The sequence below is a fragment of the Mesorhizobium sp. M0001 genome, assembly GCF_040324255.1.
Taxonomy (GTDB): domain Bacteria; phylum Pseudomonadota; class Alphaproteobacteria; order Rhizobiales; family Rhizobiaceae; genus Mesorhizobium.
The window spans coordinates 221919-244725 of record NZ_JAMYVS010000002.1 but is presented as its reverse complement, the minus strand read 5'-3'; the positions used below and the strand labels follow the sequence as shown (position 1 = coordinate 244725).

Annotated in this window: 22 protein-coding genes; 12 read left to right on the top strand and 10 right to left on the bottom strand. The window is 64.5% G+C overall.

Translation table 11 applies throughout. The features are described from left to right. The first annotated feature begins 6 nt into the window (after positions 1 to 6). Genes NKK50_RS06140 through NKK50_RS06120 form a run of 5 tightly spaced genes read left to right on the top strand, consistent with a single transcriptional unit; the run spans position 7 to position 4162 of the window. Positions 7 to 993 carry an ABC transporter permease gene (locus NKK50_RS06140; protein ID WP_023804581.1) on the top strand — a complete coding sequence of 329 codons (987 nt, stop codon included), beginning with the start codon at positions 7 to 9 and terminating at the stop codon, positions 991 to 993. Further along, positions 990 to 1820, top strand: coding sequence for an ABC transporter permease (locus NKK50_RS06135; protein WP_023835044.1), 831 nt, complete (start codon positions 990 to 992; stop codon positions 1818 to 1820). The genes NKK50_RS06140 and NKK50_RS06135 overlap by 4 nt, the downstream gene beginning before the upstream one ends. Continuing rightward, positions 1817 to 2818, top strand: coding sequence for an ABC transporter ATP-binding protein (locus tag NKK50_RS06130; protein ID WP_023835045.1), 1002 nt, complete (start codon positions 1817 to 1819; stop codon positions 2816 to 2818). Before NKK50_RS06135 ends, NKK50_RS06130 begins: the two co-directional genes overlap by 4 nt. Beyond that, positions 2815 to 3591, top strand: coding sequence for an ATP-binding cassette domain-containing protein (locus NKK50_RS06125; RefSeq protein WP_023744052.1), 777 nt, complete (start codon positions 2815 to 2817; stop codon positions 3589 to 3591). Before NKK50_RS06130 ends, NKK50_RS06125 begins: the two co-directional genes overlap by 4 nt. A 58-nt stretch (positions 3592 to 3649) precedes the next feature. After that, entirely contained in the window at positions 3650 to 4162 is a 513-nt protein-coding gene (locus NKK50_RS06120) for an L-2-amino-thiazoline-4-carboxylic acid hydrolase (protein WP_023824654.1), read from the top strand. 10 nt (positions 4163 to 4172) lie between these two features. Here NKK50_RS06120 and NKK50_RS06115 read toward each other — a convergent pair whose 3' ends face one another. The 5 genes from NKK50_RS06115 to NKK50_RS06095 are packed head-to-tail and all read right to left on the bottom strand — an operon-like array spanning position 4173 to position 9210. Next, positions 4173 to 4955 (bottom strand): DeoR/GlpR family DNA-binding transcription regulator, encoded by a 783-nt coding sequence (locus tag NKK50_RS06115; RefSeq protein ID WP_352543183.1) that lies wholly within the window; start codon positions 4953 to 4955, stop codon positions 4173 to 4175. Positions 4956 to 4957: 2 nt separating this feature from the next. Next, positions 4958 to 5761 carry an HAD-IIB family hydrolase gene (locus NKK50_RS06110; RefSeq protein WP_352543304.1) on the bottom strand — a complete coding sequence of 268 codons (804 nt, stop codon included), beginning with the start codon at positions 5759 to 5761 and terminating at the stop codon, positions 4958 to 4960. 7 nt (positions 5762 to 5768) lie between these two features. Then, complete coding sequence (locus NKK50_RS06105; protein WP_352543182.1) at positions 5769 to 7061, bottom strand: iron-containing alcohol dehydrogenase; 1293 nt, start codon at positions 7059 to 7061, stop codon at positions 5769 to 5771. A gap of 14 nt (positions 7062 to 7075) precedes the next feature. Next, a complete protein-coding gene (locus NKK50_RS06100) occupies positions 7076 to 8533 on the bottom strand; it encodes a xylulokinase (RefSeq protein ID WP_352543181.1) in 1458 nt (485 codons plus the stop codon). Beyond that, positions 8533 to 9210: a beta/alpha barrel domain-containing protein gene (locus NKK50_RS06095; RefSeq protein ID WP_023743084.1), complete on the bottom strand. Its 678-nt coding sequence runs from the start codon at positions 9208 to 9210 to the stop codon at positions 8533 to 8535. Before NKK50_RS06095 ends, NKK50_RS06100 begins: the two co-directional genes overlap by 1 nt. A gap of 237 nt (positions 9211 to 9447) precedes the next feature. Between NKK50_RS06095 and NKK50_RS06090 the strand changes: the two genes are divergently transcribed. The 5 genes from NKK50_RS06090 to NKK50_RS06070 all read left to right on the top strand — a co-directional run bounded on the left by NKK50_RS06090 (position 9448) and on the right by NKK50_RS06070 (position 13830). Further along, positions 9448 to 10761: an ABC transporter substrate-binding protein gene (locus NKK50_RS06090; protein ID WP_023751732.1), complete on the top strand. Its 1314-nt coding sequence runs from the start codon at positions 9448 to 9450 to the stop codon at positions 10759 to 10761. Positions 10762 to 10828: 67 nt separating this feature from the next. Beyond that, positions 10829 to 11758, top strand: coding sequence for a carbohydrate ABC transporter permease (locus NKK50_RS06085; RefSeq protein WP_155923888.1), 930 nt, complete (start codon positions 10829 to 10831; stop codon positions 11756 to 11758). A gap of 10 nt (positions 11759 to 11768) precedes the next feature. After that, positions 11769 to 12602 (top strand): carbohydrate ABC transporter permease, encoded by an 834-nt coding sequence (locus tag NKK50_RS06080; RefSeq protein WP_023751730.1) that lies wholly within the window; start codon positions 11769 to 11771, stop codon positions 12600 to 12602. A gap of 11 nt (positions 12603 to 12613) precedes the next feature. Beyond that, positions 12614 to 13669 carry an ABC transporter ATP-binding protein gene (locus NKK50_RS06075; RefSeq protein WP_023707568.1) on the top strand — a complete coding sequence of 352 codons (1056 nt, stop codon included), beginning with the start codon at positions 12614 to 12616 and terminating at the stop codon, positions 13667 to 13669. Beyond that, complete coding sequence (locus NKK50_RS06070; protein ID WP_023698833.1) at positions 13666 to 13830, top strand: hypothetical protein; 165 nt, start codon at positions 13666 to 13668, stop codon at positions 13828 to 13830. The genes NKK50_RS06075 and NKK50_RS06070 overlap by 4 nt, the downstream gene beginning before the upstream one ends. Positions 13831 to 13852: 22 nt before the next feature. On the opposite strand, the gene ggt is transcribed toward NKK50_RS06070, so the two are convergent. The 5 genes from ggt to NKK50_RS06045 are packed head-to-tail and all read right to left on the bottom strand — an operon-like array spanning position 13853 to position 20406. Beyond that, positions 13853 to 15439 carry a gamma-glutamyltransferase gene (ggt, locus tag NKK50_RS06065; protein WP_352543180.1) on the bottom strand — a complete coding sequence of 529 codons (1587 nt, stop codon included), beginning with the start codon at positions 15437 to 15439 and terminating at the stop codon, positions 13853 to 13855. Between the two features lie 41 nt (positions 15440 to 15480). Further along, positions 15481 to 16782: an NAD(P)/FAD-dependent oxidoreductase gene (locus NKK50_RS06060; RefSeq protein WP_031201307.1), complete on the bottom strand. Its 1302-nt coding sequence runs from the start codon at positions 16780 to 16782 to the stop codon at positions 15481 to 15483. A 2-nt stretch (positions 16783 to 16784) separates the two neighbouring features. Further along, a complete protein-coding gene (locus NKK50_RS06055) occupies positions 16785 to 18167 on the bottom strand; it encodes a glutamine synthetase family protein (RefSeq protein WP_352543179.1) in 1383 nt (460 codons plus the stop codon). A 6-nt stretch (positions 18168 to 18173) separates the two neighbouring features. Next, positions 18174 to 19457: a glycosyltransferase gene (locus NKK50_RS06050; RefSeq protein WP_023685713.1), complete on the bottom strand. Its 1284-nt coding sequence runs from the start codon at positions 19455 to 19457 to the stop codon at positions 18174 to 18176. A gap of 10 nt (positions 19458 to 19467) precedes the next feature. Next, a complete protein-coding gene (locus tag NKK50_RS06045) occupies positions 19468 to 20406 on the bottom strand; it encodes a GntR family transcriptional regulator (RefSeq protein WP_023685712.1) in 939 nt (312 codons plus the stop codon). 235 nt (positions 20407 to 20641) lie between these two features. Between NKK50_RS06045 and NKK50_RS06040 the strand changes: the two genes are divergently transcribed. Next, a complete protein-coding gene (locus tag NKK50_RS06040) occupies positions 20642 to 21706 on the top strand; it encodes a polyamine ABC transporter substrate-binding protein (protein WP_023686655.1) in 1065 nt (354 codons plus the stop codon). Positions 21707 to 21800: 94 nt separating this feature from the next. Further along, positions 21801 to 22643, top strand: a complete 843-nt coding sequence (locus NKK50_RS06035; protein ID WP_023712268.1) for an ABC transporter permease — start codon at positions 21801 to 21803, stop codon at positions 22641 to 22643. Positions 22644 to 22807: the final 164 nt, after the last annotated feature.

The following is a 22807-nucleotide window of genomic DNA, read 5'->3' as shown; positions in this document are numbered from 1 at the left end:
TTTCCCATGACCCGCGCCCTCACCCTCATGCGCCGTCGCCTCGTCGGCAGCATCTTCGTGCTGCTGATCGTCATCATCGGCACATTCCTCCTCCTGGAAGCCGCCCCCGGTGACGCGGTCGACGCCTACATCGTCTCGACCGGCGGCGACGCCGGCATGATCGAATTGCTGCGTCATCGCTGGGGCCTCGACCAGTCCGAGCTGACACGGCTCGCGAACTATCTCTGGGCGCTGCTGCATTTCGACCTCGGCCAGTCCGTTACCTTCTCGCGGCCAATTCGCGATGTCATCCTGGAACGCCTGCCGACGACACTGCTCTTGATGGTGACCGCCACCGCGCTCTCCTTCGGTTTGGGCTCGGCGCTCGGCATCTACGCCGGCGCCAGACCCGGCAGCTTTCGCGACTGCTTCCTGTCGATCGGCTCGCTGGCGCTTTATGCCGTGCCGGGTTTCTGGCTTGGCCTGGTGCTGATCGTCGTCTTTGCCGTCGACCTGCGCTGGCTGCCGATCGGCGGCATCGAGAGCCTGGCCTCGGACAAGACCGGTTTTGACCGCGCCACCGACATCGCCGTCCACCTCGTCCTGCCGGTTTCCGCGCTCGGCTTCATCTATCTCGCGCTCTATCTGCGCATGATGCGCGCCGGCATGGCCGAGGCGTGGCGGCAGGATTTTGTGCTCGCCGCCCGCGCCAGGGGGCTGTCACGCCGCCGCATCGTGCTCGCCCATGTCGCCCGCAACGCGCTCTTGCCGCTGGTCACCATGCTCGGCCTGCAATCGGCGCAGATGCTGGGCGGCAGCGTCGTCATCGAAAGCGTCTTTGCCGTGCCCGGGCTCGGCCGGCTGGCGCAGGAAGCGGTCGCTTCGCGCGACACGCCGCTGCTGCTCGGCATCATCCTCACCAGCGCCGTCCTCGTCATTGCCGTCAACCTTGCCGTCGACATCGCCTACGCCTTCCTCGACCCGCGCGTCGGCGCCGGCGAGGCCAGCGCGTGAGCGCGCTGCCGCGGTTCCTGCGCCGGCCGGAAGCGGTCGCCGGCGCGATCATCCTGGCGCTTCTGTTCGCCATGGCGCTGTTTGCGTCGCTGCTCTTCCCCGGCGACCCGCAGGCCATTGCCGGACCAGCACTGCTGCCGCCCTTCCAGGACTGGTCGCTGCCGCTCGGCACCGACCGGCTCGGCCGTGACGTGCTGGCCGAACTGTTCCACGGCGCCCGCACCTCGCTGGCGGTCGGCCTGGCGGCGGCAGCGGCGGCACTCTTCATCGGCGCGGTCGTCGGCACGCTGGCCGGTTTTGCCGGCGGCCTTGTGGACGAGGGGCTGATGCGCATCACCGATGCCTTCCAGACCGTGCCGAGTTTTCTCCTGGCGCTGGCCTTCGTCAGCGTCGTCGGGCCGTCGCTCGGCGTCGTCGTCACGGCAATAGCGCTTGGCGCCTGGACCGGACCGGCGCGTGTAGCGCGCGCCGAAGTGCTGTCGATCCGCGAGCGCGATTACGTCGCCGGCGCTCGCGTCATCGGCATGCATCCGCTTGAGATCGCTTTTCGCGAGGTGTTGCCCAACGCGTTGCCGCCGGTGCTGGCCTTGTCCTCGGTGATCGTGGCCGCCGCGATCCTCACCGAGGCGGCGCTGTCCTTCCTTGGTCTCGGCGACCCCAATCGCGTTACCTGGGGCGGCATGATTGCCGAGGGCCGCACTGTGCTGCGAACCGCGCCCTTTCTGTCGATCGCTCCGGGCATTGCCCTGGTGCTGACCGTGCTCGGCGTCTATCTCGCCGGCGAAGGCGTGGTCGAAACGACGGCGGTGCGGAGGAGCCTGTCATGACCGCACTGGCTGAGGTACGCGACCTGTCGGTGCGCTATCGGCGGGACGGGGGCGAAGTGACGGCACTGAAGGGGGTCAGCCTGGATGTTATTGCCGGCGAGCGGCTGGCGATTATCGGCGAAAGCGGGTCGGGGAAGAGCACGCTGGCGCTGGCGGTGGCTGGACTGCTGCCGGCGAGCGCCAAGATTGAAGGGCATTTCAAGTGGCAATTTCAGGCGCCGCGATCCTTCCCACCCCCTTCTGTCCTGCCGGACATCTCCCCCGCAAGGGGGGAGATCAGCAGCTTTGCCGACGGCTTCCCTTCTGCAACGTTCGTGGTTGGCGAAGGCGGAGATGAGAGAGCAATCTCCCCCCTTGCGGGGGAGATGTCCGGCAGGACAGAGGGGGGTGTGACGGAACGCCGACCTCTCAAATTAACCGAACCCAGTACGCTCCCCCTTCCCGGTCGCGACATTGGTTTCGTCTTCCAGGACCCCTCCGCCAGCCTCGACCCCGTCATGACCGTCGGCAAACAGATCGCCGAAGTCGCCCGCACCCACCTCGGCCTCGACTGGCCACAAGCTTACGCCAAAGCCAAAACCCTGCTCCAACGTGTCCGGCTGCCCGACCCACAAACCGCCATGCGTGCTTTCCCGCACCAGCTCTCCGGCGGCCAGAAGCAGCGCGTTGCTGTTGCCGCGGCCATTGCAGCCGGTCCGAAACTGCTGATCGCCGATGAGGCGACCAGCGCGCTGGACACCATTGTGCAAGCCGAAATCGTCAGCCTCATTCGGCAACTGGTGGCGGAGGACGGCATGACGCTGCTGTTCATCAGCCACGACATCGCGCTGGCCGCCGAACTCGCAGAGCGTATCGCTGTATTCCGGAACGCCGAACTGATCGAACTCGGCCCGACGGAGCAAATCATAAACGCCCCGCGCCATGCCTATACACGAACGCTGCTCGACGCCCATCTCGGCCTCGACGCCGATCCGCTGCTACGACGGGCGCCGGCATGAACTTGCTCACCGTCTCCGGTCTTACCAAGCGATACCGTCGTGGCGGCAAGGCCATCGCGCACGTCGACGGTGTCTCCTTCGCCATCGAACCCGGCGAGACGCTGGCGCTGGCCGGGCCCTCCGGCGGCGGCAAGTCGACGATCGCGCGGCTGGTGCTTAGGTTGATCGAGCCGGACGCCGGCACCGTCCAGTTCGAAGGCGATGACTTTCTGCTCTTGAAGGGTGCGGCCCTGCGCACCAAGCGCGCGCGCCTGCAAATGGTGTTCCAGGATCCGCTCGCCGCGTTCAACCCGCGCGCCACGGTGGCTCGCGTGCTTGACGATCCCTTGCGCATCCATGCCATCGCTTCCCGCGCCGAGAGGCCGGCCCGCATTGCTGCCTTGCTGGATCGCGTCGGGCTGGCAGCCGATCTCGCCCCGCGCGCCATTCACGAAATCTCCGGCGGCCAGCGCCAGCGCGTCGCCATCGCCCGCGCCATTGCGACAAACCCGTCGCTGATCGTGCTCGACGAGGCAGTGTCGGCGCTCGATGTTTCGGTGCGCGGACAGATCCTCGAACTGCTGCTCGACCTGCAAGCCAGGGAACGGATCGCCTATCTCTTCATTTCGCACGATCTCGGCGTGGTCCGTGCGATCGCTCACCGCGTCGTCCTTCTCGACGCCGGGCGGATCGCCGAGAGCGGCGACGCCCGCACCATCATCGACGGGCCGCAATCGGCGGTCGGCAAGGCGCTGGTGGCGGCCGCGCCAAGATTGAACAGGATCCGGCCATGATCCCGCAAAGTGCAAACCCGTTTGCGGACAAGATCATGGTCAAAGGCAAGGACACATCATGACCGATCCCGAAGCACCCAGAGCCGAAAAACTCTCGCGCGAACTCGATTTCGCCTTCCGCAACCGCGCCGATCTCTACCGCCTGTTTCTCGACGAGCTGACCGGCGAACTCGGCGCGGAAAAGGCCGAGGCGATCATGATTCGCACCATCGAGCAGCGCGGCAAGGAGGTGGCGGCCGCCGCCTTCGCCCGTTTCGGACCTAACGACGCGCCGGCCATCGGCGAGGCATTTTTGGCCGTCAGCCCGGATGGCGGCCTGATGTATCCGACCGATGTCGAGCGCGGGCCGGACCACATCGCATTCAAGGTGAAGCGTTGTCCGCTGAAGGACGCCTGGGTCGAGGCCGGTGTCGGTGATGAAAAACTCGCCACGCTCTGCCGCATCGCCGGCGCTTTCGACCGTGGTCTGTTCGAGGCAACGGGCGTGCGCTTCGACAATGTCACCTGGACGCCGGGCCACGGCCCCGGCTGCTGCCACATCGCGCTGACCAACCGGGATGCCGCCGGATAGCCAATGCTGATCAGTCGGCGGCAAACACATGCAGCTCCGTGCCCGCCTGTTCGGCAGCAGTGCGCAGGTCGGCCTTCGGTTCGCTGTCGGTGACGATATCGGCAATGTCACCGAGCCCGCAGATGCGTTCCAGACTGCTGCGGCCAAACTTGTCGTGGGTCACCACCAGCACCGTCGACAGTGAACGCGATATCATTGCGCGTTTAACGGCCGCGGCGCCCGAGATCATGTCGCTCGGACCATCGGCGCTTATCCCCGATGCGCCGATAATGGCGACGTCGGCATTGTAGCGGCGCAGGAACTCGACGGTGTCTTCGCCCAACACGCTGCCTTCCCGGCTATCATAGGTCCCGGGGCAGAGCAGCACCCGAAAGGTCGGATTGGCGCCCGCCACCGAGGCCACGCCGGTGGAATTGGTGATGATGGTCAGGTCGCGCTTCAGCTGCGAAAGGTTGCGCGCCACCTCATAGGTGGTCGAACCGCCATCGATCATCACGATCTGGCCCTTCTCGACAAGGCTTCCCGCGCCGCGGCCGATGCGGGCGCGCTCCTCGATCAGGGTCAGGCCACGCTCCGAAATCACCGGTTCTGATGTCACCAGCGAGATCGTCGCACCGCCATAGGTGCGGTTGATCAGCCCGGCATCGCCGAGTTCGATGAGATCGCGGCGGATGGTCTCGCCGGCGACGCCGATGCGCCGTGCGAGCTTGGAGATGCGTATCGACGCCGACCGGCGCACTTCCGAAAGGATAAGCGCGTGCCGCTCCTTCTTCGTCAGTCGGCCTTGGTCCATGACTATTCCATTCCCTTTGCAGCAATCAGCGCGTCGCCAAACTCGGCAAATCCCTTCGCGCCGCGCCCGCGTGTGACGAAGGCGGGAGACGCCGGAAGCTCGCCGGCGAAGTCCAGCACATTAGCGACGCCGACGCTGTTGGGGAAGAAGCCGAACATTGGTGCATCGTTTGGACTATCGCCGACGAAGACAATGCTGTCCTTGTCGTGGTCGATATCTATACCGAAACAGTCCCGCAAGAATAGCCGGCTTGTCGACAGTTTGTCGTATTTGCCGAACCAGCCATTGACGTGGATGGACGAGATTTTCGCCGTCGCGCCGTAGCGCTGGAAGATGCCGACGATCTTCAGAACCTCGGTTTTGGGCAGCGGCGCCACGTCCTCGCAAAAATCGATCGCCAGATCGGCCTCGCGATAGGCCTGGTCGGCCGCGACCGCCGCACCCGGAACTTCGCGCAGAACGGTTTGCTCGATCTCCTTGAGGCGCGCGGCATCGGCCTGCCGTTCGGCAGCGCTCTTGGCGTAGTGGCGAACAATCCGCTTTTTGGCGTCGTCGTAGCGGAAATAGAAGGCGCCGTTCTCGCCGATCACGCCGTCCACCGGCCATTGCCGGGCGATCAGGTCGCACCAGCCGGCAGGGCGGCCGGTAACCGGCGCGACAATGAATCCGGCCTGCTTCAGCCGCTCGAGCGCCGCATAGGCTTTTGCCGGCAACCGCCCGTTGTCGGTCAAGGTGTCGTCTATGTCGGTCAGCACGACAGCGATGTTGCGCCGGTCCGGCGCGGTGAAGTCGGTGAGCGGACGCAGCACCCGCTCAGGCTCCCGCCGCAACCGTTTCGAGCGAGGCAGCAGCGACGTCGAGCATGGTGAACCTGTCGCGGATCAGCCGCGCATTGGCGACCGCCTCGTCGTAGAAGCCAGCCGGTATGGCGACCTCTTGCGGCGTGGTTGGGGCGCCGGCGGCACGCAGTGCTGCCGCGATCTCGCGAGCCGGGCGTGCCACCCGCAGCAGCCTTTCGCGATGCGAGCGCCACTGCCTGGCCAGCATGGTATTGACAGCGTCCGCCTGTTCGCGGTCCAGCAGCTTGGGCTTGAATGCCGCCCAGCAGGAACGTCCGAGCGTTTCGCCGAAGATTTCGATGAAGCGGTCTGGCGTATCGGCGGACGGCGCGAGCTGCAGCTCCCGCAGCGCCAGCACGCGTTCCTGCAGCCGCGCCATCGTCAACGTCGTCACCGCTATGTGCTCGCCGTGATGCGCCTCGGGCAATCCCTGGCCCCGCATGTCGATATAGTGGGCGATCAGATGTTCGCCCTGACTGGCCGGATAGGAGCCGCCGCACAAAGTCATGCCAAGGCCTGACATGACCAGCGTGCGCACCAGCACTTCCATCGCCTCAAGGTCGCCGGTCCCGAGTTCGCCGGCTTTGGCGATAAGCGCCTCCTCGTCCTCGGCCAGAAGCATGAACGGCGCCTCCCGGTAGGGCGTGCCGAGCAACAGATGCGCCATCAGCCAATCGGTCTGCGCGGTCGACCGCGCCATCGAATCGCCGAAGCCGGCAGCGATCAGCCGGTGCGGCGCTCGCGCCATGACATCGAGATCGAGGAAGACACCGACCGGCAGGCTCGCCGTCAGCGATTTCTTCAGGCCGTCCTCTGTGATTGCCGCAGACACCGAGGTGTAGCCGTTCATCGACGGCGCGGTGCCGAACACCGCATAGGGCTTTTGGGTCAGATGGGCGGCATATTTGGTGATGTCATTGATCGAGCCCGATCCGACCGCGACCAGGCCGCTGGCGTCTTTCGTGCGGGCGATCACCGATCGCACGGCGTCCATGTCGGGATGCGGATGGCGCGGCAGGATGATCTTGTCGACATCGCTGGAGCCGCGCAGCGCAATCGACACTCTCTCGCCGAGCGCCAGCCTTGTGTCTGGGTCCATGACCACGGAAAGCTTGCGGCCGAGCGGCAGCGGCTTGACCAGTGCATCGGCTTCGTCGCCGAGACCGCGCCCTATGACGATGGTCTTCAGCGGCACCGACAGCATTCCCTGGCTATCCGGGTCAGGCAGCGTGCCGGCAATAAGGCGATCGAGCATTTGTCTGGACATAGGATGCAGTCCGGTCAGTCAGCATGAAGCGGGGTCAGGGCATCGAACAAGGTGCGATACCGGCGGTAACTTCTGTCGTAGGCGGCCTTGGCGGAAGGATCAGGGTCGATCGTCTCGATGCGGCCGGCCAGCCTTTCAGCCGCCTGCCGCACTGAGGAGGTAAGGCCGATGGCTGCGGCGGCAAGGATTGCTGCACCGATCGGCGAGGCATCGGCCGCACCCGCGATCTCGACCGGCCTGCCGCTGACATCGGCCCGGATTTGCCCCCACACCCGGCTGCGCGCGCCACCGCCTGAGAGCCGGATGCGATCCGTCGCGATATCGAGATCGTCCAGCCGGTCGACCACGTCGCGCATGGCAAAGGCACAGCCCTCCAGCACGGCACGGGCACAAGCGGCTTTGCCGTGGAAGGATGTCAGGCCGTAGAAAGCGGCACGCGCTTCGGCGATCCAGCGCGGCGCCATGGCACCGGACAACGCGGGCAAGAACAGCAAATCGTCGCTGCCGGCAACCACCGTCGCCGCCAGTTCCGACATCGCCGCCGGCGAATCGACGCCGAAGGTTGTTAGAAACCACGTCACCGCGCCGCCCGAGAGCCATCCGGGATTGGAGATGAAATAGCCGTCGCCGAGAAAGCCATGGGTCTCGACCAGGCCGCTGGGGTCGAGGCGAAGCGTGCCGGAAACCGCGCCGACCACTTCGGCCGTGCCGAGATTGCAGGCGACGACACCGGGCACGACAACCCCGGCGCCTATGGCGGCCGAAAAATCATCGCCGGTGCCGACCGCCAGCGGCGTGCCCACAGGCAGACCGGTGAGCTCGGCGCCGGCGTGGGTCAAGGCGCCGGCGATCTCAGATGCATCGTCGATGCCGGGCAATTTATCTGCATCGATGTCGAAGGCCGCCAGCAGATCGCCGGCATAGTTGTGCTCCTTCAGCCCATAGAGCATGGTCGTCGAGGCCAGCGCGTGATCGATGACGGCACGACCGCACAACGCTGCGACCACGAATGATACCGGTTGATGCCAGAGCGCCACTCGGCGCGCTTCGGGCAGGTTGCGCGCGGCCCAGCGGATTTTCGCCGCCATATGCGTGGCGTCCAGAACGAGACCGGTGCGCTCGCGGATGAAGTCCGGATCGATGGCGGCGATCTCTGCCGCCGCGCGCCGATCCATCCAGATGATGCACGGCGTCAGGGCCTGGCCGCTGCTGTCGACCGCAACACAGCCGTCGAGTTGGCCGGCAATGGCAATGCCCTTGATGTCGGACGGCGCAAGCCCAGCCTTGTCGAGCGCGCCGGCAATGGCCGGCTTGAGCGCCGCCAGCCACAGCGCCGGATTCTGTTCGGCCCAGCCGGGCGCCGGGAAGGCCGGCTGGTACAACACAGCGGCCTCGCCACGCAGCCGCAATTCGTCATCGACAACGATCGCCTTCAGGCTTTGTGTGCCGAGATCGATGCCGATGACTGGCATTAGACACGCTCGCAATCCGCGAGAACATCCCGCAGTTGCGAGAGGATAGAACCTTTCGTCGGCGAATAGGAACCGTCGAACACCGCTGTGCCAATGGTAAAAGCGTTGGCGCCGGCCAGCTTGATCGCCTTGATCCGATCGGCTGATGCCACGGCGCCGGCGACGATCAGATGCCGCGACGGACCAAGCCCGCGCCGGGCTGCGCGCACCAGTTCGGCCGGGTCGGCCTCGGTGGCGCGATAGGCGAGGATGTCGCATCCCGCACAACCCTTCTCGGCGAAGGCGCGGCAGTCGGCCTCGACATCCTCGGCCGAACCGCCGAGCTTGGTCGGATGGCCGACCGGCCGACCCGGAAAAGGGTAGTATTCGGTGCCGCTCCCCTCCAGCAACGCCATGATCTCGTCGACCTGGGTTCCACCGAGCAGGCGCCGGACGCCGAGATCCCTGGCGATGCGCGCGGAATTAAGGCAGGCCTCAGCCGTCGTCGAGACAACTTCCATGTAAGTGGTGGCGCCTGTCCGGCCAATGGCGACAGCGAGCTTGCGCAGCACATCCGGCGCGACGCCAATATCCTTGAAGCCGACATGCTTCAGGCCGACCGGCTCAATCAATTCGACCAGGTCGAGACAGTCCTCGACCGTGCGATCGTTGCGCGTCAGCATGAAGATGAAGTCCATCCGAAAGGTCCCTCGCCTGGTCGGGAAAGCCGGTTTGCTGCCGGTCTGTTAACACCTCCCAGCCATTTGTTGCAAGGTGCCACATTTTGATTTGCAGTACCACACATTTTATGACAGAACGGGCGCCAGCCCGCCAGGCACGACTTCTAGGGAGAGGGAAGAATGCTCAAGCCGCTGAGACGTACTGCGTCCAGACTGCTCGTCGCAGCCGTATTTGTGTGGCCCCTGACGTGGCAAGTGACACAAGCGGCCGCGTGGGATCTGAAAGAGGCGTCGAAACCCTATAGCGGCCAGACCATCCGCATGGTCGGCGAGGCGCTGCCGCCGCTCGAAGCGCTGAAGAAGATGGCGCCGGAGTTTGAAAAACAGACCGGCATCCATGTCGAAGTCGAGATGTACGAGCACTCGGAAGCCGTCAACAAGGTGCAGCTCGATCTCAACTCGCACCGCGGCCGCTACGACGTCATCATCCAGCCGCATCGCGAACTCGGCAAGTTCGCCACCAACAACCATCTGGTCGAAATCGCCAAGATGATGGCCGACCCGGCTTTGCGCGATCCGAGCTTCGAGCCGGAGAAGCAGCTCTACCAGACCGCCTGGCACGAAATCTCCTGGTATGACGGCAAGGAGTACGGCTTCCCCTTCACAGTGCTCAACATGTTCATGTGGTATCGCTCGGACCTGCTCGCCGATCCCAAGGAGCAGGCAGGCTTCAAGGCCAAGTATGGCTACGACCTCGCTCCCGCCAAGGACTGGAAGCAATATCGCGATATCGCCGAATGGTTCTATCGCCCCGACCAGGGCTTTTACGGCACCGCCCTGCAGGGCAAGCGCCACGAGGCGCTGTGGTATGAGTGGCTCAACTTCCTTTATTCCTTCGGCGGCGACGTGCTCGACGTGAAGAGCGGCTCGGCCTGCGGCCCGGTCATCGTCAACAGCCCCAAGGCCGTCGCCTCGCTCGAATATTACAAGAGCCTGCTGCAATTCTCGCCGCCGGACAGCCTCAACTATTTCTGGGATGATGTCATGGCGCTGATGCAGCAAGCCAAGGTCACCGAGCTGATCATGTGGAACGACGCAACCTATGCCGTATCGGTCGACACCACGGCCTCCACCGTGGTCGGCAAGGTTGGCTTCGATCTCGTGCCGCAAGGCGACGGCGGCAAGATCGGCCAGGTCGAGGGCTGGACCTATCTGATCCCGGTCTATTCGAAGAACCAGCAGGCCGCCTTCCTCTTCGTCCAGTGGATGATGGGCTATGACCGCCAGCTCGAGCAGCATCTCAATGGCGGCGCCTCGGGCCGGCCCGATGTCTATGCCTCGGCGGAGGTGCAGAAACTGCCCTACGCCAAGGCGTCGATGGAGGCCAACGAGCATGCGGTGCCGAAGGCGACGCTGCCGCAATCGGCCGAGATGACCGACATACTGGTGCGCGAACTGTCATCCTACCTCGCCGGCGAAAAGGAGGCGCAGGCCGCCCTCGACACCGCCGCCACCGACATCTCGACACTGCTCGGTTCTTGCGCACCCATGACCTATCCGGCACGATAGGCCTTGAGATGTCGCGCAGAGGCTACCCGCACAAGCGGGTAGCCGTTCTTGTCCGCAGGAAACGCCCGTGACGAACCGCACTCCATCGCCGCGCGGAATGCCGCTTCTCGACCGTGGGGTGGGGCCGCTCTTGATGCTGCCGGCGACGCTGCTCGTCGTCGTCTTCCTGGTCGGCCCGTTCTACTACATGGTCTACACCGCGCTGACCGACCTCAGCTTCGCCGACGCCAGCCATGCGGGCGCCTTCGTCGGTTTCGACAATTTCCGCAAGCTGATGCGCAACGACCCATTCTTCTGGGCATCGTTCCTGCTGACGCTGAAATTCGTCATCATCGCCGTCGGCCTGGAATTCCTGCTCGGCTTTGCGCTGGCCTTCCTGATCTTCCGCTTCGTCGCCAGCCAGCGGCTTCTCACCACACTCCTGCTCATCCCGATGATGATCGCGCCGGTCGCCGTCGGGCTGATCTGGCGGCTGCTGTTGCAGGGCGATTTCGGCATGCTCACCTTCTACATGCGCAAGGTCGGCCTGCTTGCGCAGAATTCGGCGGTGCTTTCGGCACCCGACCTGGTGTTTCCGACCATCGTCGCCATCGATGTCTGGCAGTGGACGCCTTTCGTCACCCTGATCATGCTCGCCGGGATGATGAGCCTGCCGCGCGCGCCGTTCGAGGCGGCGATGATGGATGGCGCAAAACCGTTTCAGATCTTTTGCGATGTCATGCTGCCGCTGCTGCGGCCCGTCATCGCGCTGGTGCTATTGCTGCGCGGCATCGACGCGTTCAAGGAGTTCGACAAGGTTTTCCTGATGACCGGCGGCGGTCCGGGAACGCTGACCGAACTGGTGTCGATCTACGCCTACCGCGTCAACTTCCGCAACTGGGACCTCGGCTACGGCGCCGCGGTCGCCTTCATGATCTATCTCGTCGTGCTGATCCTGTGCTCCGTCTTTTACAAGGCCGTCTACTGGTCGAGCCGCAAGCAGGCGGCGTCGTTTTGAGGGCGCTGCGATGATCGATCAATCCACCAACCGCGCCTGGAGCAGTTTTGCCTGGGCCGTGCTGCTGGTCGCTGTCGTGGTGGCCTTGACGCCCTACGTCTGGATGGTGCTGGCCTCGTTCAAGAACCGCGTCGACCTGTTGTCCTCGGTGCCAAAATGGGCTTTTACGCCGACGTTCTCCAACTATCCGGCGGTCTTCATCGACAAGGAATACTGGCCGCTGGCGATCAATTCGGTGCTGATCTCGGTGTCGTCGACCATACTTTGCATCGTCATCGGCGCGCCAGCGGCCTATGGCTTTGCCCGCTCGGATTTTCCCGGCAAGGAAGACCTGTTCTTCTTCTTCCTGACCACGCGCATGGCGCCGCCGATCTCGATCGCCGTGCCGCTGTTCCTGTTCTTCACCTCGCTGGGCCTGATCGACACCATCTACGCCGTTGTGATCGCCCACACCTCCTTCAACCTGTCGCTCGTCGTCTGGATGATGCGCGGCTTCTTCGCCGAAATCCCCAGGGAGATCGACGAGGCCGCGATGATGGACGGCCGCTCGCGGCTCGGCGCCTTCTTCTTCGTCGTTGCACCGCTGGCCGCGCCCGGCATCGGCGCGACGGCCGTGCTCTGCTTCATCCTGTCATGGAACGAGTTCCTCTACGCCTTCATCCTCGTCGCCTTCGACGGGCGGCCGCTGACCGTCGGCATACCGGGGCTGGTGACGCCGCATGGCACGCTATGGGGCCAAGTCGCGGCGGTCGCCATCGTGGCGACGCTGCCGATCGTGCTTTTCACTTTCCTTGTCCAGAAACAGCTCGTCCGCGGCCTCACCTTCGGCGCGGTCAAGGGTTGAAGGGATCTCGCATGGCAATTGTTTTCGACGGCGTCACCAAGGCTTTCCCCGATGGGACGGTGGCGCTGCAGGCGCTCGACCTTGCTTTCGAGCCCGGTGAATTCCTCGTGCTGCTCGGGCCCTCCGGCTCGGGCAAGACGACAGCCTGCCGGCTGCTCGCCGGGCTGGAGCGGCCGACCGCCGGGCGCATCATGGTCGAGGGTCGCGATGTCACCGACCTGCCGCCGCGCCTGCGCGGCATGGGCATGGTGTTCCAGAACTATGCGCTCTACAGCCATAAGAGCGTCTACGAGAACATCGCCTATCCCTTGCGCATCCGAAAGATGCCGGCTGCCGAGCTCGACCGCTGCGTCCGCGCCATGGCCGAGCTGCTCGAAATCACCCGTTACCTCGACCGCCGCCCTTCGCAATTGTCGGGCGGCCAGGCGCAGCGCGTCGCCGTGGCCCGCGCCCTGGTCTGGCAACCTAGCCTCTGTCTGATGGATGAGCCGCTGTCCAATCTCGACGCCTTGTTGCGGCTCCACATGCGCACCGAGCTGAAGCGTCTGCATCGCGAGCTGAAAAAGACCTTCGTCTTCGTCACACACGACCAGGAAGAGGCGATGACGCTGGCGACCAGGGTCGCGGTGTTGCGCGAAGGCGCACTGATCCAGTACGACGACCCGCGCGAGATTTATCGGCGGCCTGCCAATCGCTTCATCGCTGAATTCATCGGCCGTCCAGCGATGAACACGTTCGATGGCGATGTCCGCGCCGGCGTCTTCCACGCCAGCGGTTTCACTTGCCCGCTTCCGGGAAAGCCTGATGGTCCCATCGTGCTCGGCATTCGCCCCGAGCAGATCCAGCTTGTCGACGCGACTGCCGGCTATGCCATCCTGTTTGCCGTCGACGTCGTCGAACCGGTCGAGCCGGACGTGCTGATCTTCGCCACGAGCGAGGCCAACGCGCTGATCGTCAGGACCGTGAATGTCGATCGCGCTTTCGATCCCGGCCAGCCGCTTTATCTACACTTTCCGCCGGCGGCGCTGCACACATTCGATGCGGTGTCGGGAGCGCGACTGCCGTGAGCACGCTGCTCGCTTTGGTGCCGCTGGCCGCCGCAGCCTTGGTCGGGTGGCTGTTCTACAGCTTCAACCGGTCGCGGCGCTGGTTCTCGATGGGCGAACTCATCTTCTGGGACGCCATTGCACTGGTAATCCTGCAGCTTGTCTGGCTGATCTGGTTCTGAATGCGCATTCCAGCAACGCAGATCAGTAGCCCAGCGCACAACCGTCCTTGCGCGGATCGGAGGCACCGGTGAGCGTGCCCTTTTCCCAATCGATCAGCACCAACTGGCCGCCGCCATGCGGCTCCTCGGCGATCGAAACCTGATGGCCGCGCTGACGCAGGCCGGCGATCGCCTCAGCCGGAATCCCGCGCTCGGCCAGCACGGCATTGTCCTTGTAGAACACCCGTGGCGCATCCAGTGCCTGCTGCGGGTCCATCCCGAAATCGATCATGTTGGTCAGCAGATGGACATGGCCGAACGGCTGGTAGCCGCCGCCCATCACCCCGAACGGCATCACCACCTTACCCCCTCGCGTCGCCATGCCAGGCATGATGGTGTGCATCGGTCGCTTTCGCGGCGCGATACGATTTGGATGGCCTTCCGTGAGGCGAAAACTGCTGCCGCGATTCTGCAGCACGACGCCTGTCTTGGGACCGACGACGCCGCTGCCGAAGGAACCGAAGGTCGAGTTGATGAAGCTGACCGAATTGCGGTCGCGGTCGACCACGGAGATATAGACGGTGTCGCTGCGCGACAGCTCAAGCCGCGGCAGATGCGTCATGGCGAGGGCCGGATCGATGGCGGCGCGCAGCCGCTCCGCATGGGCTGCCGACAGCAGTTGTTCGACGGGGACCTGGACGAAATCCTGGTCGCCGATGAAAGTATCGCGGTCCTGGTAGGCAAGCCGGCCGGCTTCGATCTCGAGATGCAGCCGCTGGGCACTGTTCGGCTCCAACGAACCAAGGCTGAAGCCCGAAAGCACATTCAGCATGATCAGCGCCGTCATGCCCTGATTGTTCGGTGGCATCTGATGGATATCGTAGCCGCGATAGGACGTATTCACCGACGTGACGTAGTCGCCTTGGGTCTCGGCGAAATCCTCCAATGCATGCAGCCCGCCCAGCGCGCGAAGACGTTCCACCAGATCGTCCGCGACCTCACCTTCATAAAACCCTGCACGGCCTCCGTTGGCGATGATGCGCAAGGTGTCCGCCAAGTGCGGCTGCCGATGCACATCGCCGGCTTGCGGCGCCCTTCCCTCGGGCAGGAATATGCGCGCGGCGTGTTCATCGGCTGAGAGCAGGGCGACCTCGTCGGCCCAGTCGAAGGCGACGCGATCATAAACGACACAGCCTTGTTCGGCATAGCGAATGGCTGGCGCCAGCGCGGCGTCGATGCCCTTTTTTCCGTGGTCCTCGAGTAGCCGGCACCATGCATCGATGGCGCCTGGTATGGTGACGGCATGCGGTCCGGCCGCAGGCAGTTCGCTATGCCCCCGCTCCAGATACCATTCGGCGGTTGCCGCAGCGGGCGAACGCCCCGAGCCGTTGAAAGCGAGAACATCGCCCTCGCCTTTGGGACTGTAGAGCACAAAACAGTCGCCGCCGATGCCGGTCGATTGCGGCTCGACGACGCCTTGCACCGCCGCAGCGCAGACAGCGGCATCCATGGCATTGCCGCCGGAGCGCAGCATGTCGATGGCGGCCAGCGTCGCCAGCGGATGCGATGTCGCCGCCATCGCTTCTGTCGCGCGAACTGGCGAGCGGCCGGGGAACTGAAAATCACGCATGCAATCGCCTCCAATGATTTCGCGCCCGCCGGCCGCAGCCTTCAATGCTTGATGCGGTCGCGCATGGCGTACCACAACATCCCCAGCACATAGAGCGGGCCCCGCAGCGCTGTACCGCCCGGGAACGGCATCGGCGTCAGCGTCGAGAACAGGTCCAGCCGCGAGGCGTCGCCCGTAATCGCTTCGGCCAAGAGCTTGCCCGACAGCGTTGACAGGATGACGCCCTTGCCGGAATAGCCATGCGCGAAATAGACCTCGCCATAGTGCCCGACATGCGGCAGCCGCGACGTGGTCACCGACACCAGACCGCCCCAGGCATGATCGATGCGGCAGCCCTTCAGTTGCGGGAAGGTGGCCTCCATGTGCGGCCGCACGAAGCCGGCGATGTCGGCCGGCGGCGATGGCGTGTAGCGCTCGCCGCCGCCGAACAGCAGCCGACCGTCCGCCGACATGCGGTAGTAGTTGACGACGAAGCGCGTGTCGGACACCGCGACATTGGCCGGGATGACATTGTGTTTGCCCTCCAGCGGTTCGGTGGCGACGATGTAGTTGCCGACCGGCATGATGCGGCTGTTGACGCGCGGCTCCAGCCCATGCAGCAACGCGTCGCCGGCCAGCACGACATGTTTGGCCCTTACCGACCCCTGCGCCGTCGAGACCCGGATCGAAGGCTCGCGCTCCAGCTTTACCGCGACGGAATTTTCATGGATGACGACACCGGCCGCCACGGCGGCACGGGCAAGGCCGAGCGTGTAGTTCAGCGGATGCATATGGCCGCCAAGCGGCTCATACATCGCGCCATGATAGGGCGTGTCCACCTTGCCGCGTGCCTGCGCCGCCGACAGGATCTCGACGTCGCGGAACTTCATCACGCTCTCGAGGCATTTGGCCTCGTCTTCGAGATCCCTGAGGTCGGAGCCATTAACGGCACCGACGAGATGGCCGGTCAGCCGCAGATCGCAATCGATGGCGTGGCGCTCGATGATGTCGAGCACCAGGCCCCGCGCCTCGAAGGCGAGGTCGAACAGCGCCTTCGCCCGCTCGGGGCCGTAAAGCTTGACCAACCCCTTGGCGCCTTTGCGCAGGCCAGGGATCATCTGGCCGCCATTGCGGCCCGACGCGCCCCAGCCGATCTTGCCGCCTTCGAGCAGCACCACCTTCAGGCCGCGCTCGGCGGCATGAAGGGCGGCCGACAGGCCGGTGCAGCCGCCGCCGACCACCACCAGATCGGCGCCGACATCTCCCACCAGCGCCGGATGGTCCGGCGCCGGATTGGCGGTGGCGACATAATAGGAATTGCCGATATCGAGGCTCGAATTGAAACCTGTTGAGCCGGAGGCCATGATCACACCTTCAGCATCAAATGGTCGCGTTCCCAGCTCGTCACCACGCTCTGGAACAGGTCGAGTTCGACGCTCTTGACGCGCAGATAGGTCTGGAAAAAATCCTCGCCGAGCAATGCCCGCACCGGCTCGCAAGCAATGAAACGATCAAGCGCCTCCTCCATCGTTTTCGGCAGCGTGCTTTTGATCCTGTAGGCATTGCCCGAGGCCTCAGCCGAGCGCGCCAGCTTCTGCTCGACGCCGAGATAGCCGGCAAGCAGCGAACCGGCGATCGCCAGATAGGGATTGCAATCCGCTCCCGGCAAGCGGTTCTCTACCCGCCGGGCGGCGCGGCCACCTGCCGGCACGCGCAGGCCGCAAGAGCGGTTGTCATGCGACCATTCGATGTTGGCCGGTGCGCTGTGGTTCGGCCGGATGCGGCGGAACGAGTTCACGTTGGGTGCGAACAGCGGCATGATCTCGGGCACATATCTCTGCAGGCCGCCGATGAAATGGCCGAACATTTCGGTGTCTGCATCATCTCTGTCGGCAAACAGCTCGGCGCCTGTCGTTTCATCGACGACAGACATGTGCAGATGCATCGAGCTTCCCGCCTGCGCCGCGATCGGCTTGGCCATGAAGGTCGCGTGCATGCCGCTCTGCTGCGCCGCCTGGCGAGTCAGCCGCTTGAACAGCAGCACCTGGTCGGCGAGCGGCACCGCGTCGCCGTGCAAGAGATTGATCTCCAGCTGCGCGGTGCCGGACTCATGGATCAGCGTGTCGAGCGGCAGGCCGGCGGCTGCGGCATAATCATAGACGCGCCTTATCACCGGCTCGAATTCTTCCAGCGCCACCATGTCATAGGGATGCTGCGAGCCCTCGGCGCGGCCATTGGCGCCAACCGGTGCCGTCAGCGGCTGGTCGGGATTCGGATTGGGCGCGGTCAGATAGAATTCGATTTCCGGCGCCACCACCGCGCGCCAACCGCGCTTCCGGTAGAGATCGAGCACGGCGCGCAGCACATGTCGTGGCGAGGCCATCCAGGGCTTGCCTTGCATGTGGAAGGCGTCGGCGAAGACATAGGCTTTGCCGACGCCACCGCCCGGCGCCAGGCACAGCGTCGACATATCAGGCACCATGCGCATATCCGGGTCTTGATAGGCAAAGCCTTCGTCGATGGAACCGGAGTAGCGGCCATCGATGCTGACCAGGAAAGCGCTGCTCGGCAGGTAGAGTGCGCGGTCTTCCAGCGCCTTGAGGAATTTCACCGTCGGCAGCGCCTTGCCGCGCAGCACGCCATTCATGTCGGGCACCAGGCACTCGACCTCCGTGATGCCGTGCTGGGCGAGCCAGGCCTTGGGATCGTTGCCGGTGAAGAGAGCGGTGTTGGTATTTTTGTCCTGCATTTTGGTTCACGTACCTATGAGAGAGAGTATGGCTTGCGCGGCCACATCCGTTCCAGGGGTCAGCGCCATCTTGGCAGCATTGTCCCTGAGGCGGGCGCGCATCGCATCGTCGGCCAGCAGGCCGAGAATGGCTCTCTCCAATCCCCCTTCCGTCCAGGCGTCGCGGCCGATATGGTCGCCGACACCTGTCTCTCCCGCGCGTTGCGCATTGTCGTGACCGTCCCAGCAATAGGGCATGATCAGCGACGGCACGCCGAAGCGCAGCGCCTCGCAAAAGCTGTTGTTGCCGCCATGGTGGATGAACAGGTCCGACTTCGCCACCACCGAAGGCTGCGGAAACCAGGCGTCGAGATAGACATTGTCCGGCACCGCGCGATAGGCGTCGCGCAGGCCGCCGGCATTGACGATGAAGCGCGCCGGCAGCCGGTCGAAGACGGCGAGCATGCGTTCGATCAGCCCGACATCCATCGCGCCGAGACTGCCGAAGCTGACATAGACCAGCGGCCCGCCATTGCGCGGAAACACCGGCACCTCGAACGGCCCTTCCGAGCGCACGCAGCCTTCGAGATAAACGAAGCGTTTGGGGTCGAGCGGCTCGGCCCGCTCACGCCGTACGATCGCTGGCGTCAGCAGCAGATTGAGGTCGGGTGATGTCTCGAGGAACAGGCCCTTGGGCAACGGCGCCAGGCCGGCATCCGCGCGAAAACGGTTGAAGCGCTCATGCGCGGGTGCGGAGGCCGCGAGATAGCGCGCTTCGAACGCCGCACGTTGCGGGTCGTCGGCACCCATCCCCGAGAGATAGGGCGGCACCTCGGCATCCGGCAGTTCCGTCTCGGCACAGGAGACGACGCGCACCCACGGGCAGCCGGCGGCGGCGATCGCCGGGAACATGATGACGTTGTCGAGCACCACCACATCCGGCTTCAGCCGCGCCAGCAATTGGCGCAGCGGCGCCTCGGCGTTGACGGCGGTGTCGACGATCGCTTGCCAGGTCGGCGCGACATAGGTCTCGAGCTGGTCGATCGGGCTCAGCCGGAAATGCGGCAGGTGCCGGCGCACGAAGGCCTGCCAATAGCTCTGCCGCTCGCTGTCGCTCAGCGGCTCATCCGTCGGCAGATGGTATTCCTGGAAGCCATAGTCGGTAAAGACGCCGGAGAAGCCGGCATGGCAGATGAAGACGGGGCGAGCGCCCCGTGCGCGCAATGCCTGTGCGATACCGACGCAATTCAACGCGGCGCCGAAACTGGCTTCGGGAAACAGCGCGATGGTCGGGCTGGCTTTACGCGTCAATTATTCCTCTTCAATCCGGCCGGCTGATCATGCCGAACAGTGCGGGAGCTCCGCGGCTGGCTGCTTGCGGTCGCTGGCTGCGGGAGAGCCGCAGGTGGATGCGAAGCAGATCGGCAGCCACCTCATACTGCCGGCTTTCAAGATAGTCGAGTATGCCCGAGTGTTCGCGCAACGATTGCCGCAGCCGAAACACGTTGACGCCGGAATAGATGCCCGGCAGCCGGCGCAGGCGGAGATGATCGGCCAATGCATCCGACACAAAACGGTTGGCGCAGCCCTCGGCGATCATGCCATGAAAATCCATGTCCAGCCGCTGGAACTCGCGCGTGTCGAATGTCTCGTCCGGCAGCGCTGCAAGCGCTTCCATGCCTTGCCGCAACATTGCTGCCCGCGCCCCGTCCAGCCGAAAGCCTGGCGTCAGGATGGCCGCCGGCTCCAGCACCAGGCGGAACTCGTAGCTTTCGCCTTGCGCCTCCGGATCGTCCGGCGCGCGGCGAAACAACCAGGATTGCCCAGGCGCACGATCCAGAAGATTCTCGTCGGTCAGTTTGTTAAGTGCTTTTAGTACCGTCTTGCGATCAGCGTCGTAGCGTCGCATCAGCCCCGCGATGGTCACCGTCTGGTCCAACCGTCGCGCCGAGCGGTCGCGCAGGATGGCTTCGGCGAGCTCGTCTTCCTCCGCACTAGGTAGTTCGGCGGCAATGGCGGGCTGGGCGGCGAGGTCGACCGTCAGATGATAACCGCTGTCGGCCTCCCAGCGCACCACGCCCCGTTCCGCGAGCAGGCCGAGTGCGGCGCGTACGGGCGTGCGCGAGACATTGCACAGCGAGGCGATCTGCTGTTCGGGCAGGCGGGCGCCAGGCTCGAAGCCACGCTGCCGCGCCACATCCAGGATGCGCTGCGCCAGATCGAGATGGTTGGTGCGAGGTCGTCTGGCTACGGCTTGCATGACTTTTCTCGAATGCGAATGTGGCGCATTGGTCTGGCTGATCGCCGGAACAGGGACAATCGGCCAAATTCCTCCGTCGGTTGACAGATTATGGATTGACGTACTTTTTTCTGCAATAGTACTGTCGGCACAATCGGCGAGAAAAGACCGAGGGAACAGGATCGAGGCAGGCGCGCGCGTCGCCGGCCTTGGTCCGGCAAATGATTTCGACGATCAAACCGAATGGGAGACTGCCATGACCGCTACCAGCCTGCGGCGCCGTGCGCTCAATACATCCTCAATCGCTCTCGGTCTCGCCCTGACGCTCTCGGGGCCGGCCGCCGCAGCCGACCTCGTTATTTCGAACTGGGATGGGTACATGGCACCCGACGCCATGGCCGCTTTCAAGACCGCCACCGGCATTGCCGGCGAAGTGGTGGTGCACGCCACCAATGAAGAGATCATGGGCAAGCTGATTGCCGCCGGCGGCAAGGGCTATGACGTGGTCTTCGTCTCCTCGCCCTTCGCCGAAGTATTAAACAAGCTTGGCCTGACCGAGCCGATCGACCATGCCAAGATCCCCAACCTCGCCAACCTCTATCCCGAAGCGACCAAGCTGCCGCACGATGCCGGCAACGCTTTCTCCGTGCCTTACACCTGGGGCACGACGGGCCTCTGCTACCGCTCTGACCTTGTCAAGACGGCGCCCACGAGCTGGAGCGACCTGCTCGCCCCTTCCGACGAGATGAAGGGCAAGACCACCATGCTGGCGACCGATCGCTGGCTGCTGGCCGCCGGGCAGCTCGACAAGGGCTATTCGGTCAACGAGACCGACCCGGCCAAGATGGCCGAGGTCAAGGACCTCTTGATCTCCGCCAAGAAGACCCTGCTCGCCTATGACGACACCACCTTCTATTCCAAGCTGGTTTCCGGCGAGGCGCTGATGGTGCAGGCCTGGGACGGCTGGTGCAATTACGGCATCGCCGACAAGCCGGAGATCAAATACGTCATCCCTAAAGAAGGTTCGGACCTGTGGGTCGACACGATGGTGGTGATGAAGGCGTCCGAGCACAAGGACGACGCCTTCAAGTTCATCAACTTCATGCTCGACGCCAAGAACCACGCCTGGGCGGCGCAGAACATCGACTACAAGGTGCCGAACAAGCCGGCGATGGAAAGCCTGCCGGCCGACTTCCTGGCCAAATTCCCCAACATGGCGATGCCGGTGGCCGATCTCGTCAAGTTCGAGCAGTTGCGTGACGTCGGCGAAGCCCAGCGCGACTATTCCAAGATCGTCAGCGAGATCAAGGCCGCGCAGTAAGCGGCGCAGACTTCACGGCCGGCAGCACTTCTGCCGCCGGCCCTGAGCGGTACCCGAGAAATTGTCCCAGACCCGACTTCGTTCCTCTCTGCTGATGGCCCCGGCGCTGGTCTGGCTGACCGCGCTGATGGTTATCCCATGCGCCCTGGTGCTGGCGCTCGCCTTCTTCCGGCGCGGCGTCTATGGCGGCATCGACTACACTTTGACGCTGGAAAATTTCGGGTTGGTCTTCGACCCGCTCTATGCCGGCATCTTACTCAAATCGGCGCGTATCGCCGGCACCGCGACCCTGATCGCGGTGGTGATCGGCTATGCCGCCGCCTATGCGATCGCGGCCGCCCCGCGCCGGTGGCAGCCGGTGTTCCTGTTTTTCGCCGTGCTGCCGTTCTGGTCCAACTACCTGATCCGCACCTATGCCTGGATCGTGCTGCTGAACCGCGAAGGCCTGATCACCCAGCTCTTGCGCTGGTTCGGCTACACCGGCGAACCGCCCTCGATGCTCTATACCGAAGGCTCGGTCATCGCAGGCCTCGTCTACAACTATCTGCCCTTCGTCATCCTCGCCTGCTACGCGCCGCTGTCACGCCTCAACCCGGAACTGGCCGAGGCCTCACGCGATCTCGGCGCCTCCGCTGCCACCACCTTCCGACGTGTCATCCTGCCGCTGACCGTGCCCGGCATCGCTGCGGGTGCTGTCTTCGTCTTTGTGCTGTCGATCGGCAATTTCGTCACCCCGGCGCTGCTTGGCGGCGGCCGCTTCCAGATGATCGGCAACCTCGTCTACGACCAGTTCCTGACCGCCAATGACTGGCCGTTTGGCGCGGCATTGGCGATGGCGCTGATCGCCATCATGCTTCTGGTGCTTATGGCGCAGGCGCTCGCCGCCGACCGCGCCGCGGGACGTGCGGCTGAGGCAAGGGGTGACGCCTATGGCTGAGCGCCGCGCAATTCTTGCCTTCTCCCCGTTCACCGGGAGAAGGTGCCCCGAAGGGGCGGATGAGGGGCGGCGTCAACCTTTGCGACGCTCAACGCTGCCCCCCGTCTGCCTGCCGGTAGCTTCTACCCGCGAACAGGGAGAAGGACTCTGGTCGTTCGCTTGCC

What these genes read in the sequence shown, in the direction of transcription:
- NKK50_RS06095 (WP_023743084.1), bottom strand. Translation starts at nt 9,210, where the DNA reads ATGGACTTCATCTTCATGCTGACGCGCAACGATCGCACGGTCGAGGAC.
- NKK50_RS06075 (WP_023707568.1), top strand. Translation starts at nt 12,614, where the DNA reads ATGGCAATTGTTTTCGACGGCGTCACCAAGGCTTTCCCCGATGGGACG.
- NKK50_RS06100 (WP_352543181.1), bottom strand. Translation starts at nt 8,533, where the DNA reads ATGCCAGTCATCGGCATCGATCTCGGCACACAAAGCCTGAAGGCGATC.
- NKK50_RS06045 (WP_023685712.1), bottom strand. Translation starts at nt 20,406, where the DNA reads ATGCAAGCCGTAGCCAGACGACCTCGCACCAACCATCTCGATCTGGCG.
- NKK50_RS06125 (WP_023744052.1), top strand. Translation starts at nt 2,815, where the DNA reads ATGAACTTGCTCACCGTCTCCGGTCTTACCAAGCGATACCGTCGTGGC.
- NKK50_RS06055 (WP_352543179.1), bottom strand. Translation starts at nt 18,167, where the DNA reads ATGCAGGACAAAAATACCAACACCGCTCTCTTCACCGGCAACGATCCC.
- ggt (WP_352543180.1), bottom strand. Translation starts at nt 15,439, where the DNA reads ATGCGTGATTTTCAGTTCCCCGGCCGCTCGCCAGTTCGCGCGACAGAA.
- NKK50_RS06130 (WP_023835045.1), top strand. Translation starts at nt 1,817, where the DNA reads ATGACCGCACTGGCTGAGGTACGCGACCTGTCGGTGCGCTATCGGCGG.
- NKK50_RS06040 (WP_023686655.1), top strand. Translation starts at nt 20,642, where the DNA reads ATGACCGCTACCAGCCTGCGGCGCCGTGCGCTCAATACATCCTCAATC.
- NKK50_RS06140 (WP_023804581.1), top strand. Translation starts at nt 7, where the DNA reads ATGACCCGCGCCCTCACCCTCATGCGCCGTCGCCTCGTCGGCAGCATC.
- NKK50_RS06115 (WP_352543183.1), bottom strand. Translation starts at nt 4,955, where the DNA reads ATGGACCAAGGCCGACTGACGAAGAAGGAGCGGCACGCGCTTATCCTT.
- NKK50_RS06120 (WP_023824654.1), top strand. Translation starts at nt 3,650, where the DNA reads ATGACCGATCCCGAAGCACCCAGAGCCGAAAAACTCTCGCGCGAACTC.
- NKK50_RS06105 (WP_352543182.1), bottom strand. Translation starts at nt 7,061, where the DNA reads ATGTCCAGACAAATGCTCGATCGCCTTATTGCCGGCACGCTGCCTGAC.
- NKK50_RS06080 (WP_023751730.1), top strand. Translation starts at nt 11,769, where the DNA reads ATGATCGATCAATCCACCAACCGCGCCTGGAGCAGTTTTGCCTGGGCC.
- NKK50_RS06035 (WP_023712268.1), top strand. Translation starts at nt 21,801, where the DNA reads ATGGCCCCGGCGCTGGTCTGGCTGACCGCGCTGATGGTTATCCCATGC.
- NKK50_RS06060 (WP_031201307.1), bottom strand. Translation starts at nt 16,782, where the DNA reads ATGGCCTCCGGCTCAACAGGTTTCAATTCGAGCCTCGATATCGGCAAT.